This window comes from Agarivorans sp. D1326 (genome assembly GCF_056958115.1).
The window spans coordinates 106,512-125,074 of sequence record NZ_JBTWEN010000012.1 but is presented as its reverse complement, the minus strand read 5'-3'; the positions used below and the strand labels follow the sequence as shown (position 1 = coordinate 125,074).

The 18,563-nt window shown below is 44.7% G+C and carries 16 protein-coding genes and 1 riboswitch; of the genes, 8 read left to right on the top strand and 8 right to left on the bottom strand.

What is annotated here, in order from left to right; all coding sequences use genetic code 11:
• Positions 1 to 284: 284 nt before the first annotated feature.
• Entirely contained in the window at positions 285 to 746 is a 462-nt protein-coding gene (locus ACYFDN_RS19255; protein ID WP_152783536.1) for an RNA recognition motif domain-containing protein, read from the top strand.
• Here ACYFDN_RS19255 and murI read toward each other — a convergent pair.
• The 3 genes from murI to ACYFDN_RS19240 all read right to left on the bottom strand — a co-directional run bounded on the left by murI (position 743) and on the right by ACYFDN_RS19240 (position 4,955).
• Positions 743 to 1,528 (bottom strand): glutamate racemase, encoded by a 786-nt coding sequence (murI, locus tag ACYFDN_RS19250; protein WP_483512378.1) that lies wholly within the window; start codon positions 1,526 to 1,528, stop codon positions 743 to 745. The two genes, ACYFDN_RS19255 and murI, sit on opposite strands and share 4 nt — an antisense overlap.
• Positions 1,529 to 1,609: 81 nt before the next feature.
• Positions 1,610 to 3,460, bottom strand: a complete 1,851-nt coding sequence (locus ACYFDN_RS19245) for a TonB-dependent receptor domain-containing protein (protein ID WP_483512377.1) — start codon at positions 3,458 to 3,460, stop codon at positions 1,610 to 1,612.
• A gap of 37 nt (positions 3,461 to 3,497) precedes the next feature.
• Positions 3,498 to 3,723: riboswitch (cobalamin riboswitch) on the bottom strand.
• Positions 3,724 to 3,779: 56 nt separating this feature from the next.
• Positions 3,780 to 4,955, bottom strand: a complete 1,176-nt coding sequence (locus ACYFDN_RS19240; protein ID WP_338623513.1) for a DUF5610 domain-containing protein — start codon at positions 4,953 to 4,955, stop codon at positions 3,780 to 3,782.
• Between the two features lie 146 nt (positions 4,956 to 5,101).
• On the opposite strand from ACYFDN_RS19240, the gene trmA reads away from it, so the two are divergent.
• Positions 5,102 to 6,205, top strand: coding sequence for a tRNA (uridine(54)-C5)-methyltransferase TrmA (gene trmA, locus ACYFDN_RS19235; protein WP_483512376.1), 1,104 nt, complete (start codon positions 5,102 to 5,104; stop codon positions 6,203 to 6,205).
• A gap of 118 nt (positions 6,206 to 6,323) precedes the next feature.
• On the top strand, positions 6,324 to 6,782 hold the full coding sequence (locus ACYFDN_RS19230; protein WP_483512375.1) for a YHS domain-containing (seleno)protein: 459 nt from the start codon (positions 6,324 to 6,326) through the stop codon (positions 6,780 to 6,782).
• Between the two features lie 16 nt (positions 6,783 to 6,798).
• On the opposite strand, the gene ACYFDN_RS19225 is transcribed toward ACYFDN_RS19230, so the two are convergent.
• Positions 6,799 to 7,137 carry a DUF1422 family protein gene (locus ACYFDN_RS19225; RefSeq protein ID WP_016399695.1) on the bottom strand — a complete coding sequence of 113 codons (339 nt, stop codon included), beginning with the start codon at positions 7,135 to 7,137 and terminating at the stop codon, positions 6,799 to 6,801.
• A 9-nt stretch (positions 7,138 to 7,146) separates the two neighbouring features.
• The gene (fabR, locus tag ACYFDN_RS19220; protein WP_016399696.1) at positions 7,147 to 7,767 is read right to left on the bottom strand and encodes an HTH-type transcriptional repressor FabR; all 621 of its coding nucleotides are present in this window, start codon (positions 7,765 to 7,767) and stop codon (positions 7,147 to 7,149) included.
• A 284-nt stretch (positions 7,768 to 8,051) separates the two neighbouring features.
• Between fabR and ACYFDN_RS19215 the strand changes: the two genes are divergently transcribed.
• Positions 8,052 to 10,118 carry an alpha-amylase family glycosyl hydrolase gene (locus ACYFDN_RS19215; RefSeq protein ID WP_483512374.1) on the top strand — a complete coding sequence of 689 codons (2,067 nt, stop codon included), beginning with the start codon at positions 8,052 to 8,054 and terminating at the stop codon, positions 10,116 to 10,118.
• A gap of 159 nt (positions 10,119 to 10,277) precedes the next feature.
• Here the strand turns inward: ACYFDN_RS19215 and metL are convergent, their stop codons facing one another.
• Positions 10,278 to 12,689: a bifunctional aspartate kinase/homoserine dehydrogenase II gene (gene metL, locus ACYFDN_RS19210; RefSeq protein WP_483512373.1), complete on the bottom strand. Its 2,412-nt coding sequence runs from the start codon at positions 12,687 to 12,689 to the stop codon at positions 10,278 to 10,280.
• Between the two features lie 28 nt (positions 12,690 to 12,717).
• Complete coding sequence (gene metB / locus ACYFDN_RS19205; protein ID WP_483512372.1) at positions 12,718 to 13,875, bottom strand: cystathionine gamma-synthase; 1,158 nt, start codon at positions 13,873 to 13,875, stop codon at positions 12,718 to 12,720.
• Positions 13,876 to 14,027: 152 nt separating this feature from the next.
• Between metB and metJ the strand changes: the two genes are divergently transcribed.
• The 3 genes from metJ (at position 14,028) to ACYFDN_RS19190 (ending at position 15,794) form a co-directional block, all read left to right on the top strand.
• Positions 14,028 to 14,327 (top strand): met regulon transcriptional regulator MetJ, encoded by a 300-nt coding sequence (metJ, locus tag ACYFDN_RS19200; protein ID WP_152783554.1) that lies wholly within the window; start codon positions 14,028 to 14,030, stop codon positions 14,325 to 14,327.
• Between the two features lie 228 nt (positions 14,328 to 14,555).
• Positions 14,556 to 14,924 (top strand): hypothetical protein, encoded by a 369-nt coding sequence (locus ACYFDN_RS19195; RefSeq protein ID WP_483512371.1) that lies wholly within the window; start codon positions 14,556 to 14,558, stop codon positions 14,922 to 14,924.
• A 381-nt stretch (positions 14,925 to 15,305) separates the two neighbouring features.
• On the top strand, positions 15,306 to 15,794 hold the full coding sequence (locus tag ACYFDN_RS19190; protein WP_483512370.1) for a DUF3859 domain-containing protein: 489 nt from the start codon (positions 15,306 to 15,308) through the stop codon (positions 15,792 to 15,794).
• Positions 15,795 to 15,870: 76 nt separating this feature from the next.
• Here ACYFDN_RS19190 and rpmE read toward each other — a convergent pair whose 3' ends face one another.
• Positions 15,871 to 16,083 (bottom strand): 50S ribosomal protein L31, encoded by a 213-nt coding sequence (gene rpmE, locus ACYFDN_RS19185; protein ID WP_016399703.1) that lies wholly within the window; start codon positions 16,081 to 16,083, stop codon positions 15,871 to 15,873.
• Between the two features lie 240 nt (positions 16,084 to 16,323).
• On the opposite strand from rpmE, the gene priA reads away from it, so the two are divergent.
• Complete coding sequence (gene priA / locus ACYFDN_RS19180; protein WP_483512369.1) at positions 16,324 to 18,528, top strand: primosomal protein N'; 2,205 nt, start codon at positions 16,324 to 16,326, stop codon at positions 18,526 to 18,528.
• The last annotated feature ends 35 nt before the right edge of the window (positions 18,529 to 18,563 follow it).

Sequence of the window (18,563 nt, the reverse complement as noted above, 5' to 3'; positions counted from 1 at the left end):
CGATTCCCGCGGCGCAAGCGTTTTTTGAAGAAAATCACAATTAATTTTGAATTGATAATTAACCCCCAACTAAGCCACAAAATACCCACAAACTTATCCACAGAAAACCAAGTTCGCGACTAAACAAGCCTATGAATTAAAAGTAATTGTGTCATTTAGCAAGTTTCTGATAGAGAAATTGTACATTTTCTAGCTTATCGGCAAAAAGCTGGCTACCATGATGTCGCAATTTTGTTAAAAAATTGCTTTCCATTATTCTGAATACATTGAGCATTGAATTTATTATGAAAAATTCCAGTTTATCTGTTGTCATACTTATAGCGGTAGCAGTTGCTGCCTATTTTGTGGCTGCCGCAGTCGCTCCACTACAGCCTTTATATCTATCTATAGCAGTAATTGTTGGCGGCGCCATCGTATTGTTAAGTTCTAACGGTGCTACTAGCGACGAACAACCAGCAAGTTCATCAACGACTGAATCATCCGACGGTGTGGAAACACAAACCCTATACGTTGGTAACCTACCCTATCGTGCAAACGAGTCAGCTATTCGCAAATTATTCTCAGATTACGGCCAAGTAGTATCAGTACGTTTATTGAAAGATAAGCAAACCGGTAAACGTCGCGGCTTTGGTTTTGTAGAAATGGCGGCTAAAGATGCACCAAAAGCTGTTGAAGCCCTAAACGAACAAGAGTTTCAACAACGCACTTTAAAGGTTCGTGAAGCGAATGAGCGTAAAGAAGCCTAAGTAAATAGTTGCAAGCTACTTAGTTGATAAGCTTGTAGCTGTTTTAACAACGAAGAATTAGCGGGATGCATAGTGCAGTAAGCATGAGCTTCCGCTTTTTTTTGGCTTGGATTCAAGGCTTCATTAGTTGATAGCAAACTGTGTACACGATTGGCTATCGCTGCGCCAGAATCAACTAAACATACTCGCTCACCCAATACTTGCTGGATTTCATCCTTTAATAAGGGGAAATGGGTGCAACCTAATACCACGCAATCTAGATCATCAAACGATAACCACGACGCTAACGCCTGCTTTACATCTTCAAGCGCTATAGATTCGCCAGCTAGTTTTTGTTCTGCCAATTGCACTAATAATGTAGAACCGAGTAACTCAACGCGACAATCTTTGGCAAAGTCTGCAATAAGTTGTTCAGTATAACTGCGCTCTACGGTACCGGGAGTCGCCAATACACCAAAGTGGCGAGTGATGCTTTTGTTCGCAGCAGATTTTATCGCCGGCACAACGCCAACTATTGGTATGGAGAGAGTTTCGCGCAAAGAAGGAAGGGATAAGGTACTGGCAGAATTACACGCCACAACCACCAGATCGGGGTTAAACTTATTTACTGCCTTAGTAAGCAGTTCGACCACACGGGTAATCAATTGTTGGTCGTCTAACTCCCCATAGGGAAAATAAAGGTTATCGAACAAGTAGCTGTATTGCATAGTAGGGTTTCGCTGCTGCAGTTGCTCTAAAACAGATAAACCACCCACACCAGAATCAAAAACAAGAACGTGCATTACTCTACCAATAAGCCTTTAAAATAATTCAGCCCTAGTTTAACCAAAGCTAGGGCTTAGAGCTATGTTAAAGCGTAAACCTTAAAACTGGTAACTTGCGCCCAACTCAAAGGTACGACCTTGCGCTTGGTAGTCGTTTACAGTTGAATACTGCTTATCAAATACATTTCGTAGTTTCGCATCAACACGTAACCCGCTAGCAAACTTATAGTTAGCACTTAAATCCCAAATGGAATGACTATCAATGGTTGTAGTATTTGCTGCATCTTCATACGAATCTCCGCGCCATAGGAAATCGACAACAACTTGCAGGCTCTGCCAATACATATCAGCTTTATACTTAACTTGCTCCTCAGGACGGCGAATCAAGTTTTTATCAGTACTACGGTCCTTTGGATCTAAAAATTCTACAATTACCCTATGGTTTACCAAAGCTGTAGAAAACTCACCTTGGAACTCGATACCCTGAATGCGCGCATCACTTACATTGTCTGGTGTCCATAATGGCCATGTATCAGGCGTTCCTGAGTAGTCGTTATCACAACGTGCTACACAACCCCAAGCAATAAGATTATCCACGTCATTACGAAATACATTAAGCTGCCATTGGCTTTGCAGTAAATTAAGCTCTAAGCCCAACTCACTATTAGTTGACGTTTCTGCTTTTAAACTAGGGTTTTCACTACCTGGGTAGTAAAGATCGTTAAAAGTTGGTGCTCTGAAGGCGGTACCATGCAATGCATTAAAACGCATTGACGGTTGGAACTGCCAAGCCCAACCTAGGTTATAGGTAGTGTGGTCACCGTAATGTTCGTTATCATCATAACGTAAGCTACCCTCGAGAGTATGCTGGTCGTAGTCTGCTCGCGTACCAATATGGGCAGCTTTGTTATCTCGGCTTTCTTGTTGATAAATCAAGCTTGTACCAGAAATATCATCTTTTTGATAATCAAGCCCGCCTTGCAATAACCATTGCTGGTTAAGTTGATAGCCTAGTAGCCAGTTAGCCGCAACTCGTTCTGTAGAATAGCGCTGAGGATCAACAAAATTATCGGCTGGGGCTGTATCCGATTGGTCTTGTTGGGAGTTTAATGCAAACTCACTATTGATTCGGTCTTGAGCGTAATTAACACTAGCACCGTAAACGGTTTGCTTGTGCTTGGTTAAAGCTTTACCACCTTGAATAAATTCGGACTCGCTATCATTTAGGAGTAAGAATACTCGCCCACGCCAAGCTTGGTTGAATTCATGGTCCAAGCTTAGCAATCCACCAAAGGTATCGTAACCATAGTCTTCGTCTAAGTTATCTTGTGGACGAATATCATAACCATTGCTCTTATCTTTGCTAAAAATAACATTGTACTGAGTAGCATCATCTAGTTGTCCGCTTGCACGAGCGGCAAGCTTAACAGTCTCTTGAGTACCAACTGCTGCTTTCAAGCCGTGATACTCGCTGCCAAAACTAGGACGAGTGATAATGTTGATTACCCCACCTACGGCATCGGCGCCGTAAATCGAAGCTCTCGCACCACGTAAAATCTCAATACGCTCAACAAATTCTAAGGGTAGTAACGACAACTGCGCGCCACCATTTGTAGCAGTATTGATTCGCACGCCATCGATAAGGAACAAAGATTGTGCTGAGCTGGTACCACGAATAAACACACTTTCGGTATGCCCTTTACCGCCATTACGGGTAACGCTAATACCCACTTGCTGACTTAGCACATCAATAATGTCTTGAGCGCCGCTGCTTTCAATTTCGCTACGGCTAACCACAGTAAGTGGCGCAACAACACTGGCTTCGGTTTGTTCCATGCGGTTGGCGGTAACAACCATAGTAGCTGGCTGTTCTGTTTGGGGTGCTTGCTGGGTTTCTTGGGCATAGCCAAAAGCTGGCGCTACTGCGGCCAGTAATATGAACTTCTTCATCGATGTAATCCTAATCGTCGCGTAGTACTTTGCTGTTATAAGCATGTGCGATGTGGCAGGTATTCGGACTTAGAGGCGTATTACTTGTACTACGGCTGCGACTTCCCGTTTGGCGATACAAACAGTGTCTGGAGATCCTTGGAAAAGGCCAATCCTTGAGCTTTCGTTCCTCATTACCGCTGCGCGTCAGTTCCGGATTTGCACCAGATTCCCTATTAAGCTTGAGTATTTACTACACAAGCACCACAGCGGGCGAGATTATAAGCGAGGCTTAATGTGATTGATAGCACAAAAAGCCGCGCTTTTACCCAACTTGAAATTAACTAATGTTGTCGGCTGCGTTATTCGCAGTAGCAGGTGTGTTGTTAAACATCGCCAAAGCTTCAGCCATGCGGTCGGCAAAACCTTTAAAGCGTTCTACATCTGCTTGTTTGTTTTCTTCGTCGCTAGGGCTAGAAATAGGCAGTATTCCAGCCAATAGCGTTTCGGTGGCAGATTCAGGTTGAGCAAACAAAGCACTCACCTTGGCTTGAATATCTTGCCAAGAGCTCAAAAACTCACTTAAGTCTGGTACCAGCTCAGAGCCACCAGAGGATTTGTCATTAGCTTGTTGATAGGCTTGGGTAACCGCTACGCTTTGTTGTTGCTGAAAGTTAACCGCAAAGCCAACTAGCTGCTGTTCGTCGAAACCAATATTTAGCGCTTGGTCAAAGGCTTTATCTAAATCGCCCGAGAAAAACTGCTGGCCAACCTCATCAACCTGTTTAATTAAATCGGCAATTGCCGCCAATTCATCATCATTAAGGTCTCCCTCAACCGAGAAGCTAAATTGTTGCTGCGAGGCAAAAGAGGCTTGGATTGAAGAACGCCCTTCACTATAACTGGCGGCTAACTGCGAGCCATAACTAATAGTGACCTTATCGCCTTCTGCTGTTTCTAACTCCATTGTGGCGGATTGCGAACTAGACATTGCCAGTTGGCTATAAAGAGGTGCAGATTGAATTTCGTAGTCACCTTCTTCAATCTTTTCTAAACCTTCTTGAATTAGGTCATAACTCTTATCGATGCCTTTTTCTAACTCTTCATTAAGAATACCCGCATCACTAAGTTCCTCACGGGCACCTTCAAAACCCATATCTACCCCTTTACGGGCTTGGGCCATCATTTCGGCTAGCTTATCTTCCGACATCCCCGACTGTTTAGCACTGTGCAGGGAACTGGCAACAAAATTAAGCACGTTTCGAGCGACTTCTTCAGCATCAAACACGCTCACTTGCTGGGGTTTAGGGAGGCTTACTCCACCCGTTGCCATAGACAAGGTATGTTTTTCAACAGAACTCAATAACACATGGCTAGCTACCGCACCTTGCTGGTTTAAGCTTGCCTTGTCATCTGCCAAGTTATTGCGTTTCTCAATCGCCGGAGCCGACTGCTGCAACAAGCGCTCGGCATACTGTTGTACGGGGGTTTTGCCCACGCCATTCAGTTCGTTCATAAAGCCTCCACGGATTTACCCTAGTCACAGCTTATCGGCGACCAAAATTAAAACTTTAGAAATATTATCACTATTATTGTAGATAAACTGGACAAGCAAGCCACGCACCTTTAAATTGCGCTGCTTGCTAGAACAGAGGAACGGCCATGAGCGCTATTGCATACTACCCAGAACAGTACCAACAACTATTGGCCGACAAAGTGGCAAAACGCTTAGAGCAGTTTGCCGAATTTTCGCCTGCTCAACCGAGTGTATTTGCATCACCGACGAAACATTATCGAATGCGCGCCGAGTTTAGGGTGTGGCATGAAGGTGACGATCTCTTCTACATCATGTTTGATCAGCAAACCAAACAAAAATTTAGAGTAGACAGCTTTCCTCCGGCTAGCGAAATCATTAACCAGCTTATGCCAATTTTAGTTGAGCAGCTAAAACCAAATCCGCTGCTGCGTCACAAACTGTTTCAAGTGGATTTTCTATCAACCTTAAGTGGCGAAGTGATAGTAAGCATGCTCTACCACAAGCCTATCGACGAGGCATGGCGTGTAGAAGCCGAAAAACTAAAAGCTGAGCTAAGCAAGCAATTTTCAATTCAGTTAATTGGTCGCTCACGTAAACAAAAAATGTGTTTAGACCAAGATAGAGTAGATGAAGTACTTACTGTTAATGGTGAAAAGCTTATTTACCAGCAAATAGAAAACAGCTTCACTCAACCTAACGCAATAGTAAATCAACACATGTTGGAATGGGCGCAACACGCCACCAGCGATAGCCAAGGTGATTTGCTAGAACTGTATTGCGGCAATGGTAATTTCTCATTAGCCTTAGCCAAAAACTTCAATCGCGTGTTAGCCACCGAAATCGCCAAACCCTCGGTTGAAGCAGCGCAATACAACATTAAACATAACAACATCGACAACGTAAAAATCATTCGTTTGTCGGCAGAAGAGTTTACTCAAGCGATGTTGGGTGAGCGCGAGTTCCGCCGCCTAAAAGAAGCAGATGTTGATTTAAGCACTTATCAATGCGATACCATTTTGGTTGACCCACCACGAGCGGGTTTAGATGATGCAACCTTAGACATGGTGCAAGGCTACGACAACATTGTTTATATCTCGTGTAACCCTAATACACTTTACGACAATCTAAGTGAGTTAAGCCGTACTCACAAAATTAGCCATTGGGCGCTGTTTGACCAGTTTCCCTATACCGACCACATCGAAGTAGGCATGTACCTGCAGCGTCGCTAGCACAAGTATTCACCTGCAAGTTAAAGCCGCGTTAATTGACGCGGCTTTTTACTATTTGAAATAGTGCCCTGCTAAGCACGGTCTCCATTTATGGCTTACTCAGCATCTAGGGAAGATTATGAAACAAACTATAGTTGCCACCACTTGCTTGATACTTAGTTTAAGCAGCTTTGCCAACGAGCCGGTAAGCACCGGCTTTTGGAGCGACAAAGCCATAGGCGGAATTGACATAACCAGTTACCAACTTGCTCAAGAACAAGCCAATCGCAACATTCAGCAGGGCAATAAAAAGTATACCGTGAGGTGGAAAGAGGCAAACTGGCAGTTTGCCAGTCAACAAAGCGCCGACAAATTTGCAGCTAGTCCCGAGACCTACCAAGCTAAATACAACGGATTTTGTGCCAATGCGCTGTCTTTAGGCGAGGGCTTAATTGCAACCGACGGTCAAGTGTGGGAGTTTTTTGATAACCAACTGCATTTATTTTTTGCAGAAAAAGGGCGCCAACGCTGGTTAAAAGGAGATTGGAAAGCCTACCAACAACAAGCAGATTTAGCATGGCAACAGGCTTTGCAATAACTTAATAATTCAAACCTTAGCGTTTAAAGCCACCTAACTTAAACATCAACCATAAGCCAATAAACAAACAGATGATTAGCAATACTAAGTTGCTACCAATGTCGGGGAATTGAGCTCGCAACATGGCCGAATAACCCAGGGCGCCCAGCAGAAAGGCGGCGACACTCATTAGAGGTGAGTCTTCACTTAAGTCTTTCTCAGTATATAAGTGGTACAGCTGCATAATGGCCAGTACAAAGGCAATGATTGGAAACACCGAAAACTTTAGCTCAGGCACCGTAAATAGGGCCAAGCTGGCGTTACCACATAAGCCTGCAATAAAAGCTAGCAATAGCAGCGATTTTCTTACCTTCATATTCACCTCTTAACTTAAGGCTTCCGAGCGATTGTAGAGTGCCGCTCCCTTGGCAACAATGCGTAACTGTTTAATGGTTTTATCGGCCAACAATTGGCGATCAAACTCGGCTAAATCTAAAGCAGATGCACCAGCATTAAAAACAATGATCACCATTGCCTCGGCTTGCATTTGCGCATCCTCTCGTGGGCAGCGATATTGCAGCTCTAAATAGTCGGTAAGCTCGGCAATAAAATGGGCGATCTCCCGCGCCACAGCGGCCCTAAAAGCCGGAGATGTCCCAGAACGCTCACGCAACAACAAACGAAACACATTAGGATTGTTATAAACAAACTCCATAAAGGTTTCCACCGAGGTGCCAATAACACTGCCACCACTGGCAATAATGCGCTGCCGCGCTTGGCGCATAAGCTGGCGTAAGGTTAATCCACCTTCATCTACTAAGGTTAGTCCCAGTTCTTCCATATCGGAAAAGTGACGATAAAAAGAAGTGGGTGCAATACCCGCTTCCCTAGCCACTTCCCTCAAACTTAAGCTCGACAAACCACGTTCAGCACTTAGCTGACTAAATGCCGCATCAATAATTGCTCTACGTGTTTTCTCTTTTTGCTGGGCCCTAACGCCACTCATAAACCTGCCACTTTCTTTCTATTTATAGGGCTATCATACCGTGAGTAGTAAAAAACCCAAATCGAACAATGCAAATCCTCACAAACCAAGTTTTTAACCATGAATCGTTTCTTGAACAGAATAATCAAAATGAAAACCATTTCATAAAAAAACAATATTCTCAATTAAACGAAAGATGCGAGCTGGGTCAATTTTCCATCAATCTGAAAACGCTATCAAGTATCTAGTCTAAAGACGCTGTGATTAACTGAGCTCATATAAGTTGTATTTAGCAAGGATGAATAATGAATTGGTCCAAGAGCGCCATCTCAATGGCAGTAGTATTTGGTTTAAGTGCTTGTGGCGGCGGCGGTGATGGCGGCGGCAACGGCGGAACACCTGATTATGAATACCAAGCTTATGCTTGTGATGCTGAAATTTACGAAAAAGCCAAAGAACTGCGCATCTACCAAGTAATGACCGAAGCGTTTATTGATGGTGACTCTAACCATGATTATAACGACGGTTATGGTACTAGCCATCACAAAGGTGACTTACAAGGCATTATTGACTCGCTTGATTACATTCAGGGCTTAGGCATGAATGCCGTTTGGATGACGCCGATTTTCGATTCAGAAGGCAATGGAAAATTAGATGCCACTGGCTACTTTACCCGCAACTACTTCGCCATCGATCCTAACTTTGGCACTATGGAGCAAGCGCGTACACTAGTGAACGAAGCTCATGCTCGTGGTATGTATGTATTTTTTGATGGTGTATTTGGTCACCATAAAGGCAACGTAACACCATCTCCAAACGGTTTAACGCCTTCAGGCGCGAATGACCCAGTTAGCTACCCAGGTACCGATAACGATACCCTTGAGTTTTATAAAGAGGTAGCTACTTACTGGATTACTGAGCTTGGTATCGATGGCTGGCGTTTAGACCAAGCTTATCAAGTACCGGTTGGTGCATGGGGCGAAATTCGTAAATCGGTTGAAGATGCCTCCAAAGCAACCACCTACACCATGAACGGCGAAACAGTTAACCCTATGGGCTACCTAGTTGCCGAAATCTGGAGAGGTGAATCTGAAATTGCAGAACAGGCTTACGGAACAGCAGAACAGCCCGGTTTATGTTCAGCCTTTGATTTCCCAGGTCGATACCGAATTGTTCAGTCTTATGCCGTGGAAGAAAGTGGCGGCAATAATCACAGTGCGGGCAACCTAGCCAGTGTATTTAGCACGCATTCGGCTTACCCTGAACACGCTGTTCCTAATGGTTTTATCTCTAACCACGATTTAGTTCGCCTAGGCGACTTACAACAGCGCGGCAACATCGCTGAACCAAATGAATCAGAGTACTGGTTACGACATAAAGCAGCAAATGCGTTTTTGGCTGCCTATTCAGGACCAATTACTTTCTACTATGGCGAAGAAATTGGCGATGAAGTACCTGGCTTTGCCGGCCAAGAAGACAACAATACCTGTGCAGCTGTTGGCTTGTGTGATGACCACGTAGCCCGAAATAGCGGAAAAGTTGAAGGCTTGCCAACTGGCGCCCGAACCAACGGTGAAATATTTGCAGCTAATACTGAGCAAGCAGATTTGCGTGACTACATATCAACGCTAATGCAAATTCGTTCAGAAAACCCAGCCTTATATAAAGGTGAACGCACTGCAATTGTTACCGACGAAGCAGTCAATGTTTATTTTGACCACAAGTTGTCTGGAGATAACGTAGTATTATTCCTAGCTAATACTAGCACTTCAGCCAAAACTGTTACCGTTAGCGATGCACAAATTGGTAGTAATGGCGACCTGAAAGACTTAGTTAGCGATGCCCTTATTTCTCAAGCTTCTGGTGAATATGAAATCACATTAGGAGCCCTAGAGTCTCGCTTCTTAGAAGTTGTAGCTCCTTCTCCAGAAGGCCCAGATACAGGCGGCATTGTCGGAGAAGGCGAGTTAGCAGATTGTACCCTACCTGATTCAAGTGAAGTTGGACCAATCGGCGAAGATGTATTTGCTCGAGGTTCTCACAACGGCTGGGCTGCAGTCGATTCTCACAAACTAAGCTACAAAGGTAACAACCTCTATCAATTAGTATTTGATGAGCCTAACGATACAGCCTTTGGCTTTAAATACGCAGTTGCTGAGTGGAGTGACGACAGTACTAAGCGTTTCGAAGTGTCGACTCCGAGTCAAACTGTTGTATTAGGAACAACACTACCAGTATCACGCATTGAAGGCTCTGGTAAAGAAATGAACGTAACGATTCCTGAAGCAGGTAAGTACGTTTATAGCCTTAAGATTGACAATGCAGATCCTGTGTCAGCTGCTGGCACAATGATGGTAAGCAAGTGTGAGTAAAAATTGAGAGGTGGCTTCACGCCACCTTTTCTTGTGCGGAAGGTTTTCTAGCAACCCTTAAAACTAGAGTGAAGGTAGCAACCTTCAAGCGTTTGTAAACACCCTTAATATCCTATTTGGCCTCTTAGTTTAAGAGGCCTTTTTTTATCCAACATCAGCTTATTTAAGGCTTTTACAAAGGCTAACTAAATCAGCTTGAATAGCCCCTGCAGTAACGTCTCTGCCCGCGCCTGGCCCTTGAATCACCAAAGGGTTTTGCTTGTACCATAAGCTCTCAATGGCAAACACATTGTCACAAGGTTTAAGGTTAGCAAAAGGATGAAGTGCATCAATTGCCGATAAGCCAACTTCAGCCTCTCCCTTTTGATTCACTTTGGCTAGAAAACGAATCACTTTGCCTTGGCGCTTAGCGTCATTAAAGGCTTCTAGCATGCTTTGGTCTAACTCGCTCATCGAGTCTAAAAACTGCTCTACAGTTAAGGCAGCTAAATGCTCTGGCACTAACGAGCTAAGCGCAATATCGGCTAGCTCCAACTGTAAACCCGCCTCTCTAGCTAAAATAAGCAACTTGCGCTGCACATCTTTACCAGAAAGATCCTCGCGAGGATCTGGCTCGGTTAAACCTTGATTTAAGGCATCGGCGAGCAATTCAGAAAAGGCCACTGTTCCGTCGTACTGTTGGAACAACCAACTCAAGGTACCAGAAAATATTCCTGAGATAGTATGAATCTCATCGCCAGAGTCGCGCAAACTTTGAATACTTTTTTGCACTGGCAAGCCCGCCCCTACTGTGGCGTTACTTAACCATTGAGCACCATGGTCACTAAAGGCCTGCTGCAAGGCTGAATAATTAGCTTGCTCACTCGCCCCTGCATGTTTGTTAGCGGTAATAAGATGGAAGCCATGCCGAGCAAATTCACCATAATAAGCGCTTAACGCTTCACTGGCGGTAATGTCTAACACAGCAAGCTCGTCATAGGGATGACGCTTTAGCTTATCAAATATCTCTGGCCAAATAAGTGCAGTATCGGCCTCACTGCTGTTTAGCTGCTCAAGCGCTAAGCCAGCAAAATCTAAATGGCCAGCTTTACTAGAAAACACACCCGCCAAACACAACTCAATTTGATGTTGCTGCTCCAACTTAGCCTGTTGCTGGCTAAACAACTCAAGCCACTGGCTACCGATGTTACCTTTACCAAATACCACCAAACCCAACTTGGTTTTTTGCTTGAATAAGTGGCTGTGTAAATCTTTTAATAGCGGCTCTAAGGTGATTTTTCTCACCACCGCACACAAACTTAGTTTGTCGGCACTAGAGTGAATAAACTCTAATGGCTGTTCGGCAAGGTGCTGAAAAAACTGGTAACACTGCTGCGGGTTATCACACACGCCCGCACCCACTAGAGCTACCAAACTGTAACCTTCGCTACGTTCAATTTTTTGGATATGAAATTGGCTCGCCAGTTGGTCTATTTTTGCTAAGGCTTCATCCACAAGCTCACAGGTGTAAGCCATACGTAAAGAACCGGTTTCGCTATGTTTATGGCGAGTAGCTGGCGCTAAATGGCTACAGGCTAAAACCTCTAACAACGCGGTGGCGTTGTGAGAAAAATCTTCAGTAAAAGTAAGCTCTAGCAATACCACATTGTCTACCGAGGTAACAATTTTAGCGCTGTGGCTGTTTGCGCCTTTTCGGTGAATTAAGGTTTGCCCGTCGTTGGGAGCGTAGCTGCAACGCAAGTTCACTTTTTGGCGAGAGCGCGCCAGTGGCTCTAAAGTGCGCGCATGCAATACCGAGGTACCAATGCGCGATAATTCTGCCGCTTCATTCAACGCAAGATTTTCGAGCAATACCGCATCTTTCACTAAACGTGGGTCTGCACTGTAAATACCGGCCACATCACTCCAAATCGTAGTAGACACAGCATCAGCCAAGGCGGCTAACTCGGTAGCCGAGTAATCACTGCCGTTGCGACCTAAAGTCACGGTACGTTGTTCACTATCACTACAAATAAACCCGGTTACCACAATGCGACAAGCGGCTTTTTCAGCTAAACATTTAGCTAATAAGGGGGCACTTTGCGTAACATCCACTTGCGGTTGGGTAGATAACTCCGCTTTAAAAAACTGGCGAGAATCTAACCATTCGGCTTGGCAATCTTGAGCACTTAACAAAGCAGCTAATAAACGTGCAGACCAACGCTCGCCAAAAGACAATACTTCGTTGCAGGTAAAGGCTGTAAGCCCACCTTCAAGAATACTAGCAATTTGGTGATGCTCGCCGTCAAGCGCTGTTAAGATCGGTTTGGCAGCTGCTTCATCAAGAAGCTCATTCACCAACTTGCTTTGAAATTCAATTAAACCGGTGAGCGCATCGGCTGCGGCATTATCGGCCTGTTTAGCCAACTCAATAATATTGATTAAACGGTTAGTGGTTTTACCCGCTGCCGATACCACAATTAAATCCTGTGCTTGGGTATGCTCGGCCACAATGGCCGCCACCCGCTTAAAGCACCCTGCATCAGCTAAGCTGCTGCCACCAAACTTATGCACATGTCTATTTACCGACATGACTTACCTCTCTACAACGCTGGTAAAACTACAGTTGGGCAAAGGCCTGCTGTAAATCATTAACTAAATCTTGCGAATCTTCCAAGCCTACCGATACCCGCAATAACTGATTAGAAATGCCAGCCTCTGCTAGCGCTTCCGCCGACATCGCAGCGTGCGTCATGGTAGCCGGATGAGCAATTAGACTCTCTACGCCACCTAAAGATTCCGCCAAAGAAAACAACTGTAAGCTTTTTAAAAACTTAACCATTTGGCTTTCTTCTAAATTCAATTCAAAACTGAACATAGCACCAAAGCCTTTTTGCTGGCTTTGCGCTAAAACATGCCCAGGATGCTCTGGCAAACCAGGATAGTAAATCTCGCCCACCGCTTCTTGCTGCTTTAAGCATTCCACCAAGGCTTGGGCGTTTTGTTGGTGCACATTCATACGCGCTTTAAGGGTACGTAAACCACGCAAAGTAAGGTAAGAATCAAAAGCCGACCCCGTTAACCCTAAACAGTTTGCCCACCACGCCAATTGCTCGGCCAGTTCTTCGTTGGCCGCAACCACCATACCGGCCACCACATCCGAGTGGCCGTTAATGTATTTAGTGGCCGAGTGCACCACAATGTCGGCACCTAACAAAATTGGCGTTTGCAAAGCAGGCGACAAGAAGGTGTTGTCTACCACCACCAATGCGCCTGCAGCATGTGCCTGCTCGGCAATGGCTTTAATGTCTACAATTCGAAGCAAAGGGTTACTTGGGGTCTCTAACCATACCAATTTAGGCTTCTTAGCCAATAGCTGAGCTAGAGCTGCGTCATCGTTTTGATCAACAAAAGCCACTTCAAAAGCATTCTTTTTAGCTAGGCTGTCGAATAAACGGTAGCTACCACCGTAACAATCATGCGGCGCAACCAATAAATCGCCTGGCTCAAGCAAGGCAGTAACAAGGTTAACCGCCGACATACCGGTGTTAGTAATTACCGCACCAGCACCATGTTCTAAATCGGCAATCGCCTCGGCTAAAATGTGGCGAGTAGGATTACCCGAACGGCTATAATCAAACTGGCGTTTTTGGTTAAAATCAGCAAAGCTGTAGTTACTCGACAAATAAATAGGTGGCACTACCGCACCGTGTTGGGTATCACTTTCAATACCGCTGCGCACTGCTATAGTAGCCGCTTGTAGATCTTTTAAAGACATTGCTGATTTACTCCCTCAATTTATCCTGCCACTTTACCACCAGCAAAAAAGACGTCAACACTTCTAGACGTCTAAATGTCTTTGCTGTTGGATTGCTAAGTCGCATTTCCCCCGTTACAATAGGGTCTCTTTAGTTTGGTGTGTATTGCAGAATGTCTACAGATTGGAATGGTGAGTGGATCAGCCCTTACGCTGAGCACGGTAAAAAAAGCGAACAAGTAAAAAAAATCACAGTATCTATCCCACTAAAAGTGCTAAAGATATTGACCGATGAGCGAACCCGTAGACAAATAAATAACCTACGCCACGCCACCAACAGTGAGCTACTTTGCGAAGCATTTTTGCACGCCTACACAGGCCAACCGCTCCCCGACGACGCCGACTTGCAAAAAGACAAGCCCGACCCGGCCTTAGAGAAAGCCGCCCAAGCGGAACTCAATAAAGAAGATTAACATTTTACAAGGCCGCTCACCGAGCGGCTTTTTTATTGCCTAAACCCAGCGTACAACAAACTATTTTCACCAACTATTACTCATAAACTGTAATCAAATTGGGGGCTTACCGGTCTGTAAACAGGCTCTTAATTTAAAATAGGTAAAAGGATGAAAACGTCGTACCCACCTCAGTTAGCTTCAAAGCTATCACTTGGCCTTTTATGTTTAAGGCTAAGCATTGCCCTCGTGTTTATAATATGGGCATTAGATAAAGTACTTGTACCAGAGCATGCTATAAAAGTGTTCTCTGGCTTTTACGGATTAAATTTAACCACCAATGCACTTATTGCCATGGGGCTTGCACAACTCGCCTTTATCGCAGCCTTTACCTTAGGTTTATGGAAAAACATCACCTACCTTGCGGTGTTGGTGCTGCATGCTGGTTCAACATTCTCTTCATTTGCTAAGTATCTAGACCCATTTAATAACTTATTGTTCTTTGCTGCTTGGCCAATGCTCGCTGCATGCTTAGCTCTCTATTTGCTGCGAGATTATGACACTTGGACTTTGGGTAAAGCTCACTCTTTAGAGCAGAGAGAAGAAGCCAACAACTAAGTACTAATTGATAAAACGAAGCCGCTGATTAAGCGGCTTTTGTTGCTTTACCTTACCTAAGGCTACGCTTGCCTCCATTTGCTTTATTTCTCATCTGTTAGCTAAACGCACCCGTTTCGCCTAACTGCGACGTCATTTTCTTTGAACAACCAAAGAAAATGAAGCAAAAGAAAGGTTGCCCCGCATTATCTGAACACTCAGGAGACACTAAATATGAAGTGAAAGTTTGTACTGCGTTTGCTAATGAGTTCAGCTGCGTATGTCTAACTTCGAAAGAAAATAAGCTCAGCAAAACATTAAGCAATCGACTTTCTAGTTTAGTTAGTTATCATCCTCAAAAAAATTTCTATTTTAAGTCAGTTAATAACGTCAAGGATGATCATGAAAAAGCTATACACAGCTGCGCTAATTCTATTAGCAGGATGTGCCAGTACTGAATCAAATACCGAAGTAACTTCAACAATTCTCGACTACGGGATTTACGGGCAATCAAGTCTCACAGGAGAATACTCAGCAAGCAATACGCCAAACGATTCGGTACTAACGGGTAAGAGTGGAAAAGTCACTAAGCAAACAACTGAGATAGCAGCTCAAGTGGGTACAACTTTTGGTTATTGTTTTGAAGTAAAAGCTGGACAAAAAAAGGTTGAAGTAACTAAATCGATTACCAGCCCTGAAATGATAGATGATGACGGGAAAATCTATACTTCGATGTCATACAGTAAAACGCTAAAACTAAAAAACGGGACAACGAGTAATTGTCATTTCTACTTCATCGAAGAAAAATGGGAAGCTGTTACTGGTAACTGGTTATTTGAAGTATTCCATGAAGGTAAACTTCTAACTAAAAAGCAATTTAGCTTAATCTAAAAACTATTAAGCCCCAGACACAAAAAAAGCGCCCTTAGGCGCTTTTTGTTTGCTGTGTAGCGTAAATAAGGCTGGCTTATTTTTTGCCCAATACAGCGAATTTCTTGTTGAAACGATCAACACGACCACCGGTATCAACGTTACGTTGCTTACCAGTGTAGAACGGGTGACATTTGTCACATACGTCTAGGAACATTGCGCCAGTGCGAGTAGATTTAGTTTCGATTACGTTACCGCAAGAACAAGTAGCAGTAAGTACTTCGTAAGTTGGGTGGATATCAGTTTTCATGGATTACCTCAATACTTGGGCCGTATCGCCATCTGGTCGCCACAATTGACACCAAACACCATACGAAAGCAACTCTATCAGAGCCTATAAATTTTAGGTGGCGGATCATATAAGAAGCCACCTAGCATAGCAAGCACCCAACAACAAAAAGCGGGCAAAAATTCGCCAAACGCTTAATTTGCTCCGCAAGGTGCTCTGCCAGTAGAATGAGACAGGTTTTTTGCTTGAGTTTATTCATTAGTGTCGATTGTTCGTGTTGCCTTAGCTATTCCCCTGCGTCGCCTTTTTGATTACAGCGTGCCAGCAAACACTCCAATGCCAGCCATTGGTACTCGCGTAAAGGTGCCTTTTGGTAAAGGCGAAAAAGTGGGTTTGGTAATAGAACACCCCAGCGACAGCGACATTGCCGAAGGTAAACTTAAACCTTTTAATGAATCACTCGATCAACAAGCATTGTTACCAGAAAGCCTATTTAAGCTACTTAATTGGGCTAGCTCTTATTATCACCACAGCTTGGGAGATGTGATCAGCCAAGCCTTGCCAGCACTTTTACGCAAAGGTGAGCCAGCCAAAGCTAAAAGCATTGTGGTGTGGCGTTTAAGCGAGCAGGGCAAAGTGGCCGATTTAACTAACTTTACCCGCGCCCCCAAGCAAGGGGTTGTATTAGGCAGCTTGCAACAGCAAGAAGATGGCCAGCTGAGTGACGAACAATGCAAGCAACAAGAATTATCCCGTACTGCCATTAAAGCGCTAGTAGATAAAGGTTTTATCGAAAAACATGAGATTACGCCCGCACCAGCGCTGTGGTCGAAAAGCGATACCAACAACCAAGCCTCGCTTAAGCTTAATGCAGAACAAGCCATTGCAGTGGCGGCAGTTAATCAAAGCATTGGCAGTTTTCAGGCCTTTCTTATCGAGGGTATTACCGGATCGGGCAAAACCGAGGTGTATTTAAATATTATTGCCGAAGTGCTCGCCCAAGGTAAACAAGCCTTAGTATTGGTGCCCGAAATTGGCTTAACGCCACAAACCTTAGCGCGCTTTGCCGAGCGCTTTAAAGTGCCGGTTTATGCGATTAACTCTGGTTTAAACGACACCGAGCGTTTTACCGCATGGCTTAAAGCCAAACAAGGCGAAGCAGGCATTATTATTGGCACCCGTTCGGCAGTATTCACCCCCATGAAAAACCCTGGGGTAATTATTATCGATGAGGAGCACGACAGCTCTTTTAAGCAGCAAGACAGCTTTCGCTACCACGCGCGCGATTTAGCCATAGTGCGTGCCCGCTTAGAAAAAATGCCGGTGGTGTTAGGCTCTGCCACCCCATCGCTAGAAAGTTTGCACAATGCGCTAAGTGGCCGTTACTCACACTTAGAGCTAAAACAACGCGCTGGTAATGCGGTATTAGCCGAGCAACAATTACTGGATATTCGCCAGCAGCCACTATCGTCAGGTTTATCACCAGCACTAATTAAAGCCATGCGCATTGAGTTAAAAGCTGGCCGCCAAGTAATGCTGTTTTTAAATCGCCGAGGTTACGCCCCTGCGTTGCTGTGCCATGAGTGTGGCCACGTATGTGAATGTGAGCGCTGTGAGGCCTACTTTACCTATCATCAACAACCTCGCCATTTAGCTTGTCACCACTGTGGCAGCCAGAAAGCAGTACCACACCAATGTGAAAAATGTGGCTCAACCAACTTGGTGACTACAGGTTTAGGCACCGAGCAATTGCAAGAAGCCTTGCTGGAAATATTCCCCGAATACAAAGTCGCGCGCATCGACCGCGACAGTACCCGCCGCAAAGGCAGCTTAGAACAGTTACTGGACGATATTCACAATAACCAATACCAAATATTAATTGGCACCCAAATGTTGGCCAAGGGCCACCACTTTCCAAATGTAACCTTGGTTGCCTTATTAGACATAGACCACGCGTTGTTTTGCTCTGATTTTCGTGCGCCAGAACGCTTAGCCCAACTTTACGTTCAAGTAGCTGGCCGAGCTGGTCGAGCGAATCTGCTGGGCAAGGTGTTGCTGCAATCTCACCACCCTGAACACGAACTATTGCAAGATCTTATCAACAACGGTTACCAACATTTTGCTCGCTTTGCCTTAAGCGAGCGTAAAGATACCGAGCTACCACCCTTTAGCTTTCAAGCGCTGTTTCGCTTTGAAGCTGCCGATGGCAACGCAGTTAACGAGCTTAGCCAACAGCTATACCAACTCGCTCAACCGCTACAGCAAGGCGAAACGTGGGTATTTCCGCCCTGCCCTGCGCCACAAGCGCGCCGTGCGGGTAAGTTTCGAATGCAACTGTTGATTCAAGCCGAACAACGCCCGCAATTGCACCAACTGGTTTATCGCTTGTTACCTCAACTAGAAAGCTTAAAACTAAGCCGAAAAGTACGTTGGTCACTGGATATCGACCCTTACGACATGCAATAAATCTAAGACTTTCTGTAAGGCTTAAAAGATCAATC